Origin of the sequence: Skermanella sp. TT6 (assembly GCF_016653635.2) — a bacterium.
Classification (GTDB): Bacteria; Pseudomonadota; Alphaproteobacteria; order Azospirillales; family Azospirillaceae; genus Skermanella; species Skermanella cutis.
Map to the genome: position 1 here is coordinate 598,522 of NZ_CP067420.1, position 17,331 is coordinate 615,852.

General features: G+C 70.2%; 16 protein-coding genes. 11 read left to right on the forward strand and 5 right to left on the reverse strand.

Annotated elements, in window-relative coordinates; all coding sequences use genetic code 11:
* Nucleotides 1-236 precede the first annotated feature (236 nt).
* Nucleotides 237-2,945, forward strand: coding sequence for an aconitate hydratase AcnA (gene acnA / locus IGS68_RS02810; RefSeq protein WP_201077155.1), 2,709 nt, complete (start codon nt 237-239; stop codon nt 2,943-2,945).
* 276 nt (nt 2,946-3,221) lie between these two features.
* Nucleotides 3,222-3,641, forward strand: coding sequence for a hypothetical protein (locus IGS68_RS02815; protein WP_201077156.1), 420 nt, complete (start codon nt 3,222-3,224; stop codon nt 3,639-3,641).
* A 231-nt stretch (nt 3,642-3,872) separates the two neighbouring features.
* Here the strand turns inward: IGS68_RS02815 and IGS68_RS02820 are convergent, their stop codons facing one another.
* Complete coding sequence (locus IGS68_RS02820; protein ID WP_201070323.1) at nt 3,873-5,135, reverse strand: IS110 family RNA-guided transposase; 1,263 nt, start codon at nt 5,133-5,135, stop codon at nt 3,873-3,875.
* A 786-nt stretch (nt 5,136-5,921) separates the two neighbouring features.
* Between IGS68_RS02820 and IGS68_RS02825 the strand changes: the two genes are divergently transcribed.
* On the forward strand, nt 5,922-6,122 hold the full coding sequence (locus IGS68_RS02825) for a HigA family addiction module antitoxin (protein WP_247881341.1): 201 nt from the start codon (nt 5,922-5,924) through the stop codon (nt 6,120-6,122).
* A 23-nt stretch (nt 6,123-6,145) separates the two neighbouring features.
* Here IGS68_RS02825 and bla read toward each other — a convergent pair whose 3' ends face one another.
* Nucleotides 6,146-7,042: a class A beta-lactamase gene (bla, locus tag IGS68_RS02830; protein ID WP_247881146.1), complete on the reverse strand. Its 897-nt coding sequence runs from the start codon at nt 7,040-7,042 to the stop codon at nt 6,146-6,148.
* A 311-nt stretch (nt 7,043-7,353) separates the two neighbouring features.
* On the opposite strand from bla, the gene IGS68_RS02835 reads away from it, so the two are divergent.
* Nucleotides 7,354-8,199, forward strand: coding sequence for a hypothetical protein (locus IGS68_RS02835; protein ID WP_201077160.1), 846 nt, complete (start codon nt 7,354-7,356; stop codon nt 8,197-8,199).
* 197 nt (nt 8,200-8,396) lie between these two features.
* On the opposite strand, the gene IGS68_RS02840 is transcribed toward IGS68_RS02835, so the two are convergent.
* Nucleotides 8,397-8,678 (reverse strand): hypothetical protein, encoded by a 282-nt coding sequence (locus IGS68_RS02840; RefSeq protein WP_201077162.1) that lies wholly within the window; start codon nt 8,676-8,678, stop codon nt 8,397-8,399.
* 273 nt (nt 8,679-8,951) lie between these two features.
* Between IGS68_RS02840 and IGS68_RS02845 the strand changes: the two genes are divergently transcribed.
* From IGS68_RS02845 to IGS68_RS02870, 6 genes are all read left to right on the forward strand, one after another.
* Nucleotides 8,952-9,734 carry a terminase small subunit gene (locus tag IGS68_RS02845; protein ID WP_201077164.1) on the forward strand — a complete coding sequence of 261 codons (783 nt, stop codon included), beginning with the start codon at nt 8,952-8,954 and terminating at the stop codon, nt 9,732-9,734.
* A 29-nt stretch (nt 9,735-9,763) separates the two neighbouring features.
* Entirely contained in the window at nt 9,764-10,981 is a 1,218-nt protein-coding gene (locus IGS68_RS02850) for a multidrug effflux MFS transporter (protein WP_201077166.1), read from the forward strand.
* Nucleotides 10,978-11,679 (forward strand): M48 family metallopeptidase, encoded by a 702-nt coding sequence (locus IGS68_RS02855; RefSeq protein WP_201077168.1) that lies wholly within the window; start codon nt 10,978-10,980, stop codon nt 11,677-11,679. The genes IGS68_RS02850 and IGS68_RS02855 overlap by 4 nt, the downstream gene beginning before the upstream one ends.
* Nucleotides 11,680-11,741: 62 nt before the next feature.
* The gene (locus IGS68_RS02860; RefSeq protein ID WP_201077170.1) at nt 11,742-12,920 is read left to right on the forward strand and encodes a multidrug effflux MFS transporter; all 1,179 of its coding nucleotides are present in this window, start codon (nt 11,742-11,744) and stop codon (nt 12,918-12,920) included.
* Between the two features lie 108 nt (nt 12,921-13,028).
* Entirely contained in the window at nt 13,029-13,586 is a 558-nt protein-coding gene (locus tag IGS68_RS02865) for an ankyrin repeat domain-containing protein (protein WP_201077172.1), read from the forward strand.
* Nucleotides 13,587-13,620: 34 nt separating this feature from the next.
* Nucleotides 13,621-14,607, forward strand: coding sequence for a cobalamin biosynthesis protein CobD/CbiB (locus tag IGS68_RS02870; protein ID WP_247881147.1), 987 nt, complete (start codon nt 13,621-13,623; stop codon nt 14,605-14,607).
* A gap of 137 nt (nt 14,608-14,744) precedes the next feature.
* Here IGS68_RS02870 and IGS68_RS02875 read toward each other — a convergent pair whose 3' ends face one another.
* A complete protein-coding gene (locus IGS68_RS02875) occupies nt 14,745-15,359 on the reverse strand; it encodes a histidine phosphatase family protein (protein WP_201077174.1) in 615 nt (204 codons plus the stop codon).
* A complete protein-coding gene (cobS, locus tag IGS68_RS02880) occupies nt 15,356-16,147 on the reverse strand; it encodes an adenosylcobinamide-GDP ribazoletransferase (RefSeq protein WP_201077176.1) in 792 nt (263 codons plus the stop codon). The genes IGS68_RS02875 and cobS overlap by 4 nt, the downstream gene beginning before the upstream one ends.
* A gap of 131 nt (nt 16,148-16,278) precedes the next feature.
* Between cobS and cobT the strand changes: the two genes are divergently transcribed.
* Nucleotides 16,279-17,331, forward strand: coding sequence for a nicotinate-nucleotide--dimethylbenzimidazole phosphoribosyltransferase (gene cobT / locus IGS68_RS02885; RefSeq protein ID WP_201077178.1), 1,053 nt, complete (start codon nt 16,279-16,281; stop codon nt 17,329-17,331).

The window sequence follows — 17,331 nt, forward strand, 5'->3', positions numbered from 1 at the left end:
AGCAGCCCCCGCCGGGAAACCGGCGGGGGCCTTGTTTTTCCGGGAGCCCGCAGGCATGCGCCGCCGCGTCCCCAAGCGCGGAAACCCTCGCCATCGCTCCGCTGGTAATACCACTCGCACACCGCTGCCGTTTGCCAGCGTGCAGATTCTGCGCTAAATCATTGCAACGCAAAATAAGGTTTCGGTCACATGTCGATCCAAACCTCCGCCGGTTGCAAAGCAATGGAGGAGTTCCCGTGACAACATTCACCGGTCATGACACGCTGAAGACGCGCCGCACCCTCGACGTGGGTGGCAAGTCGTACGATTACTTCAGCCTGAAGGCGGCCGAGCAGGCCGGCCTCGGCGATCTCTCCACGCTTCCCTTCTCGCTCAAGGTCCTGCTCGAGAACCTGCTGCGCTTCGAGGACGGGCGCACGGTGTCGGTCGACGACGTCAAGGCGGTGGCGGAGTGGCTGAAGACCCGGCGCAGCGACACCGAGATCGCCTACCGTCCCGCCCGCGTCCTGATGCAGGACTTCACCGGCGTCCCCGCCGTGGCGGACCTCGCCGCCATGCGCGAGGCGGTGAAGACGCTGGGCGGCGAAGTATCGCGGATCAACCCGCTCTGCGCGGTCGACCTCGTGATCGACCACTCGGTCACGGTGGACGAGTTCGGCAGCCCCGGCGCCTTCAAGAAGAACGTCGAGCTGGAGTTCGAGCGCAACCAGGAGCGCTACGCCTTCCTGCGCTGGGGCCAGACCGCGTTCAACAATTTCCGCGTCGTGCCCCCCGGCACCGGCATCTGCCACCAGGTCAACGTCGAGTACCTGGCCCAGACCGTCTGGACCGACACCGACCAGGGCACCGGCAAGACCGTCGCCTACCCCGACACCCTCGTCGGCACCGACAGCCACACCACCATGGTGAACGGCCTCGCGGTGCTGGGCTGGGGCGTCGGCGGCATCGAGGCGGAGGCGGCCATGCTCGGCCAGCCGATCTCCATGCTGATCCCCGAGGTCGTCGGCTTCAAGCTGACCGGCAAGCTGAAGGAAGGCACCACCGCCACCGACCTGGTGCTGACCGTCACCCAGATGCTGCGCAAGAAGGGCGTCGTCGGCAAGTTCGTCGAGTTCTTCGGCCCCGGCCTCGCCGACCTGCCGCTGGCCGACCGCGCCACGATCGCCAACATGGCCCCGGAATACGGCGCCACCTGCGGCATCTTCCCGATCGACGCCGAGACCATCAAGTTCCTGACCTTCACCGGCCGCGACGCCGACCGCGTGGCGCTGGTCGAGGCCTACGCCAAGGCCCAGGGCATGTGGGCCGAGCCGGGCTCGCCGGAGCCGGTCTTCACCGACGTGCTGGAACTGGACCTCGCCTCGGTCGAGCCGTCGCTTGCCGGCCCGAAGCGCCCGCAGGACAAGGTGCTGCTGTCGGCCCTGTCCCAGGCTTTCACCAGCGACCTCACCGCGGCCTTCAAGGTCCCGGCCTCCGACATCGACAAGGCGACCCCGGTCAAGGGCGCCGACTACAGCCTGAAACAGGGCGACGTCGTCATCTCGGCGATCACGTCCTGCACCAACACCTCCAACCCCAGCGTGCTGATCGCCGCCGGCCTGGTCGCCAAGAAGGCGGTCGAGAAGGGCCTGACGACCAAGCCGTGGGTCAAGACCTCGCTGGCCCCGGGCAGCCAGGTGGTGACCGACTATCTCCAGGCCGCCGGCCTCCAGGCGCACCTGGACGCGCTGGGCTTCAACCTGGTCGGCTACGGCTGCACCACCTGCATCGGCAACTCCGGCCCGCTGCCGGAGGCGATCTCCGCCGCGGTGGAGGAGGGTGACCTCGTGGTCGCCGCGGTGCTCTCGGGCAACCGCAACTTCGAGGGCCGCGTCAACCCGCACACCCGCGCCAACTACCTCGCCTCGCCGCCGCTCTGCGTCGCCTACGCGCTGGCCGGCAACGTCAAGGTCGACCTGGTCAACGACCCGATCGGCACGGGCAGCGACGGGCAGCCGGTCTACCTGAAGGACATCTGGCCGTCCAACAAGGAGATCGCGGACCTGATGCAGGCGTCCCTGACGCCGGAGATGTTCCGCAGCCGCTACAGCGACGTGTTCGCCGGGCCGGAGGAGTGGCGCAGCATCGCCACCGCGACCGGCCAGACCTACAGCTGGACCGAGGGCTCGACCTACGTCAAGCTGCCGCCGCTGTTCGAGGACATGAAGCCGGAGCCGCAGCCGGTCTCCGACGTCCACGACGCCCGTCCGCTGGCGCTCCTCGGCGACTCGATCACGACCGACCACATCTCCCCGGCCGGTTCGATCAAGAAGGACAGCCCCGCCGGCGAATACCTGCTGGGCTACCAGGTGCGTCCGACCGACTTCAACAGCTACGGCGCCCGCCGCGGCAACCATGAAGTCATGATGCGCGGCACCTTCGCCAACATCCGCATCAAGAACGAGATGGTCCCCGGCACCGAGGGCGGCGTCACCCGGCACATCCCCTCGGGCGAGGTGATGCCGATCTACACCGCCGCCATGCGCTATGCCGACGAGGGCACGCCCCTGGTCGTCGTGGCCGGCAAGGAGTACGGCACCGGCTCGTCCCGCGACTGGGCGGCCAAGGGCACCCGCCTGCTGGGCGTCAAGGCCGTGCTCGCCGAGAGCTTCGAGCGCATCCACCGCTCCAACCTGATCGGCATGGGCATCCTCGCCCTGCAGTTCAAGGACGGCATGTCGCGCCAGAGCCTGAAGCTGGACGGCACGGAGATCTTCGACATCACCGGCGTCGAGGCGGGCCTGACCCCGCGCAAGGACATCGACGTCAAGATCACCCGCGCCGACGGCACGTCCCAGACGATCCAGGTGACCCTGCGCATCGATACCCTGGACGAGGTCGAGTACTACAAGAACGGCGGCATCCTCCAGTACGTGCTGCGCAGCATGATGAAGCAGGCGGCGTAAGCTTCCGGCTTCGGCCGAAGCATCGACTTGGAAAAGCCCCGCGGCGTCAAGCCGCGGGGCTTTTTGCATGGTTCAAGTCCGAGATCGAGCGATTTGACGATGACCATTGATGACTCCGCACCGATAGCCTGGAGGGTGCGCGTCCCGCGCACCAAGGGCGGCGGGACGCCCCCCTCCGCATGAGGTCGCGGCCAAGTTGCCGCATTGACTCTCCCCTGCATGGGGCTCATGCCGGGATGCCCATGACGTCGCCCCCCTAGGCAAGGAGCAAAAGCCATGCCCGTCCTCGACGGTATGCCGGCGGAGGAAAAGCGCCGCCGGTTCGCCGAAACGATCTCCCGCATGACCGCGGAGCGTTTTCCCGACGCTGCCGATCTCCCCTTCGCCGTCGCCGCGGTCGGCGCCCTGTCCGGCAGCCGCTTCTTCGGCGTCCGCTACAAGGCCGAAGCGGCCGGCTCCCGCGCCTGGGTGGCCCGGCCGCACGGCCCGGAGCGCACCGAAGTGTGGGACCCCGCGGCCCCTGCCTTCACCTGGAACTACTCGGAGTCGCTGCCCGGCGGCGTCGCGGCCTTCACCCCGGACGAAACGGGCATGGCGCGGCTGCACGCCCTGTTCGACGCCAAGGGCAACGACCTGACCGCCCTGGGCCGCCGCATCCACGCCCTGCTGACCGGCACCGAACCGGACGACGACTGACCCCGACCCGGCGAAGGGACTCCCCACCGCTTGTCAATGATCCGAGTAGTGTCTGGGGGTGCCCCTTACGTCCGATGATTATGGTTCCCGACGGCCCGACACGCGTCAAGCCTGACCCTGCGGGTCACCGCCGATGGCGGCACGGGCTTGACTCGTGCCGTTCCGCCGGAAGCGCCGCCTCCATCGGATGTAAGGGACAGTATCACCTCCGCCCAGTTTCAGAGGCTTGCTTCAGGCGGCTTGGCGTGTCCGCCCGGCGCGTTGCGGGTCGTACAAGCCGCGGCCACGCAACATGGCGCAAGCGGTTTCCAGCAGCCGGTCGCCGACCGTGCGCAACGCCCGGCCATGACTGTGGCCGGCTTTGCGCAGGGCTTGATAGCGCACCTTGCAGGTGGCGTCGCATTGGACCGCGACACGGCTCCAATGATAGACTGCGTCGCGCAGACGCTGGCAACAGGCCTGACGCATCAGCACGATGCAACTCTTGCCACTACGCCGGGTCACCGGCGCCACGCCGGCCAGCGCCCGCAGGGCTTGATGGTCACCCGCCTTCAGGGGCTCGCCGGCCTCGACCAGCAGAGTGGCGCAGACGATCCTCCCAACCCCCGGCAAGGAGCGCAGGATCGTCACGTCGCTCTGCTGTGGCGGCTGCCCCGGCACCGCCTCCGGTTCCTCTGGAGAGGCCGCCAACTCGGTCAGGATCTGGTCGACCCGCCGCTCGGCCGCCGAGATCTGGCGGTTGACGAGGCGCAGCCGGTCGCGCAAAGCGCCGACATGGGCGCTCGCCGCCTCGACCGTGCCGGACGCCACCGTCAGCGCCGGACGACGCAGGCGTCGCACCACTTCGGCGGCGTCGAGCCGGCGAATCCGATGCTTCCTCAGCAGCTTGGCGATCGTGCTCTCGCGCACCCGGCGCGCCTTGGCCGGCGTTGGCGCCAGCGCCCAAAGATCCAGCAACCATGCCGCCGACAGATCGTCGGATAGGTCCAGAATCTGCGGGTAATAGCGCCAGAGCTGCTCGCGCATCCGATTGGTCAGGCGAACGCGCTCGTGCTTACACTCCTCGGTCATGCGCAGCCGTTCGCGCAGTTCGATCATTCTGGGCTCATCCCGCCTCAGGCGCCGGAAGCAGCGGGTATCGGTGCGCAGGCTGTCGCCCAACACCCGGGCATCGCGCCGGTCGTCCTTGGCTCCGGAAACTGAAAATCGGTCCCGGAAGCGGTCGAGTTGCTTGGGATTGATGGCGTGCACCGCGAAGCCGCGTTCCATCAGGCTCTCCACGACCGGACCGTGGGGCAGTTCGATGCCAATGCCGATGCGTTCCGGAGCGGCGCCCGTGGTCTCGATCAGCCAAGCCGCCAGACCGGCCAGTTCCTCGCCACTGTGGCGCACCGCGCGCTCCCCGCGTACCACGCCACGATCATCGACCAGGCAGACCTGATGAACCTCGCTCGCCCAGTCGATGCCGACATACCAGTCGAACATCTCACTCATTCAAGGGCTCCCATCCAAATGGGCCGCCGCAGCCTGGATCCACCCCTGTACTGGCGCTCGCTTGGCGCTGACTCCCCACTGGGCCTCAGCCGCGGCCTGCCGCCGGGGCACGCGTCCCCCCCAGGTGTTCGTGACACAGGGGGCAAAAGGTTGCTCCCGGCGGATCGGCCCGATCAGTCAACGGCGCTATGATACCGCTGACCATTCGACCCGTGAAGGGTACAGGGGGCTAAGGCCCCAGCTTGGCGGGACGGAAATGCCTGGAACGTGGAGGTTGTCGATTACCATGACTGATCGATTGCCACGGCTGTCCGGCACGATGATTGCTGATCAACCCCAAGCTGATGCTCAGGATACTTCATCTTCCCATTATCGTCATGCCCGGACTTGATACGGGCATCTCCAGCCACGGAGCCCCCGTGAGACCTGTGAGACGATGGCCGGATCAAGTCCACGGCTGTCCGGCACAGCGATTGCTCACGCTACGAAAGGTTTAGTTTGAGGTAAGGTTACTCCATTTTCGTCATGGCCGGACTTGATCCGGCCATCTTTCACGGGAAGCATCGGAGCCTCCGTGCCTTGAGATCCGCGGGTCAAGCTCGTGGATGACGAACTGAAGGAGAAAACGGTCACTAGAAATGTTCTCAATGGCTGATTAGCAAGTACCGTGCCGGACACCCGTGGATCAAGTCCGGCCATGACGAAAAAGGGGTAGTTCCGCCTTGAGTTCAGGCTTGTGAGCAGTACCCAGTAAACGTGCCGGACAGCCGTGATCGATTGCAGAACGTGACGCCCGGCATGATCCTCAAGGAGGATTTCCTTGATGCGATCGGGATCACTCCCGCCGAGTTGGCCTCTGCCACGGCAATTTCGGAAGAGAGCCTGAACGACATGATCGCCGGCCGGTGCGACGTAACCGCGGAAACCGACCTGCGCCTCTGCCGTTATTTCGGAATGGTGACCGGCACCGAATCGGACAACGGCTGAGCCCAACCGGCGGAAGGATGGGCTCAAGCCCCGAGCGCGATCTTCAACGCCCGGCCGATCTCCGCGATGGCCGCGTTGCGGTCGTCGAAGGAGGCCTTCGTCTCCGTCATGTAGATGCTCACGATCGTCGGCTTGCGGTTCGGCGGCCAGATCACGGCGACGTCGTTCATCGTACCATGATCGCCTCCGCCCGTCTTGTCGCCGATGCGCCAGTCCTTCGGCAGGCCCGCGCGAAGCTTCGCGTCCCCCGTCTTGTTGGACACGAGCCACGCCGTCAGCCGGTCGCGCGACGGCGGGGACAGGACATTCCCCAGGACGAGCGACTCCAGGTTGGCGACCATGGCGGCCGGCGACGTGGTGTCGCGGGGATCGCCGGGCGTCGCCTCGTTCAGGTCGGTCTCCCGCCGGTCCAGCCGGGTCACGTCATCCCCGAGGGACCGCGCGAACTCCGTGACGCCGGAAGGCCCGCCGAGGCTGTCCAGGATGATGTTGCCGGCCGTGTTGTCGCTCCGGGTCATGGCAGCCTCGCAGATTTCCGCGAGCGTCATCCCGGCGCCGCCGACCCTGTCCTGGGTCACGGGAGAATATGTCACGACGTCGGCGGCCTCGAACCGGATGCGCCGCTCCAGGTCCTCCCGGCCGGCATCCGCCTTCGCAAGCACGGCCCCGCAGGCGATCGCCTTGAAGGTGCTGCACAGGGGAAAGCGCTCGTCCGCGCGATGGCTCCAGCGGCGCCCCGATTCGGTGTCGAGGATGGCCGCCCCCAACCGGGCGCCGAGCCTCCGTTCGACCTCGGCCAGCTTTCCGGCCAGGTCGCCGCCGGACCCCGCCGCCGCCGGGACGATGCCCGGACGCATGATCGCGCCTCCGGCCAGCAGGGAACCGACCATCGCCGAAAAGCCGCGCCGCGTCACCGTCATCCGCATACCGCACTCCATACCGCATCGATGCTGCCAACCGGCATTCCTGCACCTTTGAATTGCCGACGCGCGGGAAGCTATCCGACAAAGCGGGATACGGCAAACACCCGTGAGGATCCGGCCGACCGACGCCTCTTGGCCCCCGGCGATCCCGGATCAACGCAGCCGATCCAAAAGTGAGCGATGCCTCCGAAAAGGGAGCGGCCTGTCGCTGGCACGCCCGGTTCGGACGTCTGCCGGCGTTTCGCCGCCGTCGGCATCGCGCTATCCTCGCACCCGAACGCCCCATTCCAGGTTTCACCGGGATATCCATGCCGCTCCTTCCCCAGCAGATCGCCCCCGTGGACGAACGGCAGGCCGCGCTGACCGACGACCACCTTTCGGGCCACACCGGCGCGCTGATGGACTATTTCCTGGCGCTGCGGGCGGAAACCGACGCCGCCCTGGCGTCCAAGCTCCCTCCGGCGGCCGGAAAGCCTTACCCCTACGGACGGTGCGAGCAGATCACCAGGGACCTGTTCGCCCGCCTCGCCCGGCGGCTCAAGGAACCGGCGACCGATGTGGACAGGGTCCTCCATGGTTTCGTGGCGCAGGGGGGCATGGTCCGTACCGTCTGGGGCGTCCTGCGCGACCGGTATTTCCAGAACGCCATCCAGTTCGGCGGCCTGTATGTCGATGTCTCCAACGACACCGTCGTGGTGACCAAGCCCAAGGTCGAGATCCTGCCCGTCGCGGAATGCGGGCTGGTCCCCGTGCGCGACATCGGCCATTTCCGGGTCACGGCCGAGTCCTACTGGGGAGCGACGATCTATGCCAACCATCTGGTCCCGTCGCTCGCCCCGCTGCTGCCGATGATCTCGGCCAGCCCCGGCCGACTCCGGCCGGGGATGCAGTCGGCCTGCGACTACATGATCGCCCTGATGTGCCGCGACGGGTTCCGGCAGGCGGAGGACTGGCTCCGCGACGGCCCGTCCCCGCCGGCGGACGTTGCCTCGGCTCTTCTGGCATCGGTTCCCCCCGACCTGCGCGCCCGTACCGCCGACGGCAGGGCCGAGTCGCTCGACGCCTGCCGATGGGTCCGCGCCGCCGGCTGCGATCGGGACGACGGCTGGCGGGACGTGCGGGTGCGGGAATATCTGCGTATCGCGCGCACCTAGAGCGGTCCCCGATCGGGTTGAACCGTATCGGTCCTCGCAGCCTGCCGTTCCACTGGCCGCACTGTGTTGCGCCATGGGCGCAACCTACGGCTCGATGCAGGGCGGAGCTGATGCGGGCCGAAGGTCGTAGGTTGCGCCCATGGCGCAACGCATCTGATCGGCTGCCCCGGGGCGGATAGACCTGATCGGGCACAGCTCTAGGGGCTCAGGGCGGATGCCGGCCCGTACCGCGTGACGCAGACGAAGCCTCTGTCCGCATGGCACCCGCCCATGCCGCCGTTCACGACGCTGATGGTGGTGCCGTCCGGCTTGTCGATCTGGATGCCGCCTTCGAAACGGCGCATGGACGCGATCCCGGTCTCGTCGAAGATCGGCACGCCGTTCTGCCAGCAGCGGATCGCGATCGCCCGCGACTCAAGGAGGCGCCGCAGTGCCGGGGCGGCATCCGTCCGGTCGCCGGCCCGTCCCGGGGCGGGCAAGGCCTGGACATGCACCGCTGGCCGGCCGAAGCCGGGATATCGGGGTCAGACCACCATTTCCTCCGAATGTTGGATTTATGGAAAGCCGTTAGGAAATGGTGGTCTGACCCCGATATCCCTCGTCCGCACCAACGGCCCATATCCATAACCCGTCAATACTGTCATCCATCACCGCTAGGCGGATTGTCCGCACAGCATCGTCAGAAACCTTGAAACTGTGCAGACAATAGGATAAAATTCCGTTATCTGCTCCCCCCTCGAAGGCGCGCCGCCATGACCGAACCCGCCGCTTCCTCTCCCGCCAACCGTCTCGGCGACCGCCAGGAACTCTTCTGCCAGGCCATGGCCGCGGGTGTCGCCGCGGCGGAGGCGGCCCGGCGGGCGGGTTACTCGCCGAAGGGGGCGAAGCAGCGCGGCCATTTCCTGATGAGCCAGCCGGAGATCCGCGTCCGCATCGACCGGATCCGCGCCGGGCGACGCGCGATGCACCAGGCTGAACTCGACCGCGCCGCCGACCTGGTCGCCGCCATCATCGCCGACGCGATGGAGAAGGGGCGGGCGGCGCTGGCGTTGCGCGCGATCCAGTTCCGCCTGAAGCTGCTCGGCGTGATCCAGGACCGGAGCATCGCCCATCACTTCCACGATCACCGCTTCTCCCCGGATGCCGGCACGGAGACACTGGCTCCCGACCCCGCGGAGTGGATGGACGGCCTCGACTCCGCCCCGGAACCCGCCCCCGTGCCCCAGCACGCCGCGGCACCCGATGCCGCGGTGACCGACGCCACAGTGACCGATGATGACCTTTCGCCGCCTGCCGACAGCGACCCGGAGGATTGCCTGCCCGCCGGCTTCGTCGAGGCGCTGAAGGCCGAGCTTCCGCCCGACATCCTGGCCGGCTTCCTGGACGGACTTTCGGCAGACCAGCTTCCGGCCGACCTGCTGGACGACCTTCCGGAGGAGATCGCCGGCCTGTCCTGGTCCGATCTGGCCGCGCACCTCAAGGGATCCTTCGGCATGGCTGCCCCCTCCGGCGGCGACCGGCACGGCCATTGGTAAAACCCGCCGGCCCCTCTATAACAGCCTTCATGCCCGATACCCGATCCTCCGCCATGACGCTGCTGGTGACCGCGATCACCGCGCTCGGCCCCCTCACCATGTCCATGTACGCGCCGTCCATGCCGACCATCGCCCAGGCGCTGGACACCACGGCGGGCATGGTCCAGGTGACCCTCAGCATCTATCTCACCGGGTTCGCGGTCGGCCAGCTGATCTACGGGCCGCTGTCCGACCGGTTCGGCCGGCGGCGCGTGCTGCTGCTCGGGCTGGCGGTGTTCATCGCGGGCTCGGTCGGCTGCGGCCTCGCCGGCGACATCGAGACGCTGATCGCGGCCCGGCTGGTCCAGGCGCTGGGCGCCGCCGCGGGCCCCGCGCTGGGCCGCGCCATGGTCCGCGACATCTATACCCGGGAACAGGCGGCGCGGGTGCTGTCCTTCATCGGCATGGCGCTGGCCGTGGCGCCGGCGATCGGGCCGGTGCTCGGCGGCTATCTCCAGGTCTGGTTCGACTGGCACGCGATCTTCGCCGTGCTCGGCGCCTTCGGGCTGACGCTGCTGGTCGTCGTCGCCTTCCGCATGCCGGAGACGAACCCCGTGCCCGATTACCAGGCCCTGCGCCCGTCGCGCATGGCCTCCAACTATGCCGACCTGATGCGGCACGGCGGCTATGTCGGCTACATGGCGGTCGGCGCCGTGACGCTGGGCGGGCTGTTCACCTTCTACGCCGTGGCCCCCTTCATCTTCATCGACCTGATCGGCCTGTCGCCGGAGCAGTACGGCTGGACCACCAGCATCACCGTCGTGAGTTACCTGATCGGCGGAGTCGCGGCCAACCGGCTGGTCGGGCGCCTGGGCATCGACCGCATGATCATGATCAGCACGGCGCTGGTCCTGGGCGGGGCCGGGCTGATGCTGGCCTTCAGCCTCGTCCATGTCGTCACCGTCGCCAGCGTGATCGGCCCCATGGCGCTCTGGACCATGGGAATGGGCATCGCGCTGCCCAACTCCATGGCCGGCGCCATGAGCCCGTTCCCCCGGATCGCCGGGGCCGCGTCCGCCCTGATGGGCTTCATGCAGATGGCGGTCGGGACGGCCGGCAGCATCGCGGTGGCCCGCCTCGGCGACGGGACGGCGCTGGCCCCGGGGCTGGCGCTGCTGGCCTTCGCCCTGGTCGGATATGGGCTCTACTGGCGGCTGGTCTGGCTCCGCCGGGCGGAGCCCCCGGCCGGCCCGGGAGCGGCGCCATGACCGCCCGGGCGCGCCCGCTGGCGGTCACCGGCCTGCCGGCCGCGGCGCTGGAACTGCGGGAGAGCGCGCGGGCGACCCGGCTGACGCTCCGCGTCGATCCCGGCCGGGACGTGATCCAGGTCGTCGTCCCGGTCGGGGTCAGCGAGGCGGAGGCCGCGCGCTTCGTCGGGCGGCACGCCGAATGGGTGCGCGGCCGGCTCGCCGCCATGCCGCCGCGCCGGCCCTTCGCCGAGGGCTCGGTCGTCCCGGTGCTGGGCACCGACCACGTGATCCGCCACGCCGCCGGCTATCGGGGCGCCACGCACCGGGCCTCCGGGGAGATCCGGGTCGGCGGCGAGCCCGAGTTCATCGCCCGCCGGGTGCGCGATTTCCTGATGCAGGAGGCCCGGACCGAGCTGGCCCGCCGATCGCGGGCCAAGGCCGCGACCATCGGCAAGCGCGTCGCTGCGGTGACCGTGCGCGATACCCGCAGCCGCTGGGGAAGCTGCGCCTCCTCCGGCCGGCTGTCCTTCTCCTGGCGGCTGATCCTGACGCCCGAGGAAGTGTTCGACTATGTCGTGGCCCACGAGGTCGCACACCTGCGGGAGATGAACCACGGCAGCCGCTTCTGGGCGCTGGTCGCGACCCTGACGCCCGAGGTCGAGGCCCCGCGCGCCTGGCTCAAGGCCAACGGCGCCTCGCTGCTGCGCTTCGGCTGACCCGAATCCCCCGGCTTCCGTTTCCCGACTTCTGGTTCCTGACCCCTGCCCCCAAGGCCGCCATGCCCCGCTCCGACAGCCGTGCGATCGCCGTCCTGCTGACCCTGCTGGTCGCGTTCGGGCCGCTCTCCACCGACCTCTACCTGCCGTCGCTGCCGACGCTGGTCCGCGTGTTCGGCAGCGACATCGCGACGGTCCAGCTGACGCTCAGCGTCTTTCTCGTCGGCTTCGCGGTGTCCCAGCTCGTCTACGGGCCGCTGTCCGACCGGTTCGGCCGGCGGCCGGTGCTGATCGGCGGCATCGCCGTCTTCGTGGTCGCCAGCGCCGCCTGCACGCTGGCCGACTCGATCGAACAGCTGATCGCGGCACGCTTCTTCCAGGCGCTGGGATCATGCTGCGGCCCGGTCCTGGGGCGCGCCGTGGTGCGCGACGTCTACGGGCGGGAGCGGGCGGCATCCGTCCTGGCCTACATGGCGATGGCCATGGCGCTCGCCCCGGCGATCGGGCCGGCGGTTGGCGGCTACCTGACCGGGCTGTTCGGCTGGCGGGCCAATTTCGTGTTCCTGACCGTCTTCGGCCTCGCGATCCTGGCCGCCGTCTGGACGATGCTGGAGGAGACCAACCGCCGGCGCGATCCCACGGCGCTGATGCCGCGCCGGCTCGTCTCCAACTACGCGTCGCTGGCGCGCAGCCGCACCTTCGCCGGCTATACCCTGTGCCTGGCGGCGATCTACAGCGGGATGTTCGCCTTCATCTCCGGCTCGTCCTTCGTGCTGATCGAGCAGTTCGGCCTGTCGCCGGAACGCTACGGCATGGCTTTCGGGGTGATCGTCGTGGGCTTCATGATCGGCACCTTCAGCGCCGGCCGGCTGACCCGGCGGTTGGGGGTGGACCGGCTGATCGGCGCCGGCTCGGCTCTCTCCGGCCTGTGCGGCCTCGCCGGGCTGGCGCTGGCGCTGGCGCGGGTGGACCATACCGCCGCGATCCTGGCGCCCATGTTCGGCTTCATGATCGGGGCCGGGCTGCTGATGCCCAACGCCCAGGCCGGCGGGCTGGGACCGTTCCCGACCATGGCGGGCACGGCCTCGGCCCTGATGGGCTTCACCCAGATGGGGCTGGCGGCGGCGTCCGGCATCCTGGTCGGGTCCCTTCAGGACGGGACCCAGGTCCCCATGATGGCCTCGGTCTGCGCGGGCGCGCTGGCGGCCGCGGCCTCCTACCGGTTCCTGATCCGCCGATAGGTTCCGCAAATCGGTGGTGGCGATCGGTGGTGGCGGACGGCCGGGCGGATTGGCTACACTCGGCGCCGGCCGCACAGCGGTACCCCTTCAGCGACGGAAGAACACGCCATGAAGAAGATACTGGCCGCGTGCCTGCTCGCTCTCGCTTTCGTGATTCCCGCCCCGGCGGGTGCGCAGACCGTGCTGTTCCAGGCACCCCCGATCATCAAGGCGGCGGTCGAGAACAATTACGAGGCCATGCGCTCGCTGCTGGTCAAGGGCACCAGCGCCAACACCGCCGACGGCAACGGCAAGACCCCGCTGATCTACGCGGTCGCGGCATCCAACGCCGACATGGTCCGGCTCCTGCTGGAGAACAAGGCGAACCCCAACCAGGCCGACAAGAGCGGCAACGGCGCGCTGTTCTGGGCGGCGGGGCAGGGCGACCCGGTCGTGATCGACCTGCTGATCAAGGGCGGCGCCCGGATCGACCAGGAGAACCGGCAAGGCGCCACCCCGCTGATGGAGGCGGCCCGCACCGGCAAGCTGGAGGCGGTCCAGAAGCTGCTCGCCGCCGGGGCGAAGGCGGACCAGGCGGACTTCACCGGGCGCAACGCGCTCGACTGGGCGCAGGACGGGCGCAACCAGCGCGTCGTCGCGGCGCTGCGCCAGGCCGGCGCCCGCTGACCTCCGCGGCTCCATAGAACGCCGCCGGCCCGCCATGCCTTTCCCGACCTTCGGGCCGATGCCCGGCGGCGCCGAGTCGCTGCTCCTCCTGCCGATCGCGCTGGCGCTCGCGGCGCTGGCCGGCGATTGGCCGGCGGTGGACGGGGTGCTCGGCCTGCCGCGCCGGCTGGCCCTGAACTCCGCCGGCTGGCTCGACCGGCGGCTCAACCGGCTCAACCGGAGCCCCCGGACCCGACTCGTCCGCGGCCTGCTGGTCACCGTCCTGTTCGCCGTCCTGGCCCTCGCCGCCGGGCTGGCCCTGACGGTGGCGCTTCGCCCGCTGCCCTACGGCTACGCGGTGGAACTGGCCCTCGTCGCCGGCGCGCTCCAGGTCCGGCGGCCGTGGAACCGGCTGCGGACCACGATGCGGGCGCTGGAATGGAAGGGGCTGCCGGCGGGGCGCGACGCCGTGCGCGACCTGACCGACCGCCACGCCCTCGGCCTGGACGAGCACGGCGTCGTCCGGGCCGCGGTCGAGGGGGCGGCCCGCGCGCTGGACGGCCGGGTGGTGGCGCCCGCCTTCTGGTACGCCCTGGCCGGCCTGCCCGGCATCCTGCTGTGGACGGCGGTGGACGCCCTGGACCGGGCGATCGGCGACCGCGGGCCGCGGCACGACCGGTTCGGGCTGGCGACGGCGCGCCTGCGCGCGGCGCTCGGCTGGGTTCCGACGCGCCTGACCGGCCTGCTGCTGGTTCTGGCCTGCCCGTTCGTGCCCCGGACCCGCACCGGCGAGGCGGCCCGCACCCTCGCCCTTGCCGCGCCGGCCCCGGTCGCGGCGATCGCCGGCGCCCTGGACCTGTCGCTGGGCGGTCCCCGCCGGGAAGGGGAGGTGATGGTCCGCGCCCCCTGGATCGGCGAGGGCCGCGCCCGCGCCGTCCCGGCCGACATCAGGCCCGCCCTGGCGCTCTATGCCGTCGCCTGCCTCCTGCTGGCCGGCCTCGCCGCTGCCGCCGCCGCCGCCGCCGCGCTGCATTCCTTCTGAACCCTGGAGCGGTTTCCACTCGCCGCTACGGTTCGAAGCAGGGCGGAGGTGATGCGGGCCGTCGATCGCAGGTTGCGGCCATGGCGCAACGCATCTGATCGGCTGCCCCAGGCGGATCGACCTGATCGGGCACAGCTCTAAAGGGGCGGCCGGTTGACGCCGACGATCCGCCAAACCGCCTTCGCCCCGTCCAGCGGGATATGGTCGATCCGCGTCACCGACAGCGGATCGACCTGGAAGGACAGCGCCGCCGCCGGGGCGATTCCCAGCGCCACCGCCAGGGCCGCCCGGATCGAGCCGGCGTGGCAGACCGCCACGACGTCCCGCCCGGCATGGAGTTCCGAGTTCCGCTCCAGCGCCAGGGCGACCCGGTTCACCACCTGCTCGAAGCTCTCGCCGCCCGGCGGCCGGGTGGTCGCGGGGGCTTCCCAGAACCGGGCGACCCGCCCGCCCGCGTCCATGGCCGCCAGCTCGCCGTGGCTGAAGCCCTGCCAGGCGCCGAAATCCTGCTCCAGCAGCCCCGCCTCGACGGTCATGTCCGTCGCGGCGCCCCAGATCGCCTCCGCGGTCCGCCAGGTGCGCGACAGCGTCGTCACCATCCGCACCGCGCCGGACGGCAGCAACCGGGCCAGCCCCTCGAACGCGGGGGCGTCGCCGCAGTCCGCCTCCAGGTCGAGCTGGCCGTGGATCCTGCCTTCCGGGTTGGGCACGGGGGCGTGCCGCACCAGCCACCAGCGGGTGACGGGGTTCATGGCAGCGTCCATGGCAGCACCGTCGCCAGGACCAGCAGCACGATGATCTCCACCCCTTGCTGGCAGGCGCCCAGCACGTCGCCGGTATGGCCGCCGACCTGCGCCCGCGCCAGTTCGGCGATCGCCAGCGCCGCGACGATCGCCGCCGCCAGCGCCGGAAGCGCCGCCGGTCCCAGGGCCAGGCCGGCCAGGCAGGATCCCAGCGCCAGCGCCATGGCGATCCGGGTTCCCGGCGGCGGTCCCAGACCCGCGGCCAGCCCGTCGGTCCGGGCAGGGTCGAGATAGCCGTACACGGCCGGCACCACCGCCCGCGACAGCGCGCCGGCCCCGATCAGCGCCGCCGCGACGGCCAGCGGGTCGGCCAGCGCCGCCAGGGCCGACCAGCGCAGCCCGACCGAGAACAGCAGCGCCAGCACGCCGTAGCTGCCCAGGCGGCTGTCGCGCATGATGGCCAGCTTGGACGTCTTGTCGCGCCCCCCGCCGAAGCCGTCCGCCACGTCGGCCAGCCCGTCCTCGTGCAGCGCCCCCGTCACGGCGATCTGGAAGCCCAGGGCCAGCAGTGCCGCCGCCAGGGAGGTCAGGCCCACCAGGGTCGCGGCGGCATAGACGGCGCCCGACGCCAGCCCGAGTCCCGCGCCGACCACGGGATACCAGCCCAGCGCCCGCCCGTGCAGGTCCGCCGGCATGGGGCCGTCGAACCGGACCGGCAGCCGTGTCAGGAAGATGAGGGCGGCGGCGATCTCGTCGCTCGGCCGGGCGGACGCCGTGGTTTGGGAACTCTTGGACATGGGGGCGGTATAAGGCAGGTCAGGTCCGTTCGGAAGGCTTTTGACCGGCTCGGTCTTTCCTGCCAAGGTGCCGCCCGAATCGTGCCCCACACCTCTCCCGCACCCCGTTTCCGCAAAGCCGAGACAGCGCCATGGCCAATCCGCAACCCGCCGTCACCTTCGACGAGATCCGCTCCCTGATCCGCGACCTGCCGGGCCCCGACCTGGAAGCGGGAACGGCGGCGCTGGCCCGGCAGAACCAGCTCACCAAGCCGCGCGGCTCGCTCGGCCGGCTGGAGGAGCTGGCCCAGTGGATGGCGACCTGGCAGGGCAAGCATCCGCCCGAGCTGCGCCGGCCCCGGGTCAGCGTCTTCGCCGGCAACCACGGCATCGCGGCGCGCGGGGTCTCGGCCTATCCGGCGGAGGTCACCGCCCAGATGGTGCAGAACTTCATCGACGGCGGCGGCGCCGTGAACCAGCTGTCGGAGGTGGCCGACGCCGACCTGCGGGTCTACGAGCTGGACCTGGAGCGCCCGACCCAGGACTTCACCGCCGGCCCCGCCATGACGGAGGAAGGCTGCGCCCGCGCCATGGCCTACGGCATGATGGCGGTGGAGCAGGGGCTCCACCTGATCTGCCTGGGGGAGATGGGCATCGCCAACACCACCTCCGCCGCGGCGCTCTGCACCGCGCTGTTCGGCGGCGACCCGGCCGACTGGGTCGGCCCCGGCACCGGGGTGGACGCCACCGGGCTGGCGCTCAAGGTCGAGACCGTGGCCGCCGGGCTCGCCGCCAACCCCGGCGCCTCCGCCGATCCGCTGGAGGCGCTGCGCTGCCTGGGCGGCTACGAGCTGGCCGCCATCGCCGGCGCCGTCGCCGCGGCCCGGATGGCCCGCACGCCGGTGGTGCTGGACGGCTACGCCTGCACCGCGGCGGCGGCCGTCCTGGCGAAGCTGGACCCCCGCGCGCTCGACCATTGCCTGATCGCCCACCGCTCGGCCGAGCCGGGGCACGCCCTGCTGATCGGGAAGCTGGGCAAGCAGCCCCTGTTCGACTTCGGCATGCGCCTGGGCGAGGGATCGGGCGCCGCCCTGGCGATCCCCATCCTGAAGGCGGCGGTGGAGTGCCATACCGGCATGGCCACCTTCGCCGAGGCCGGGGTGAGCGGGCAGTCGTCCGGGCCGTCGGCCGGCCAGGTCCACTGA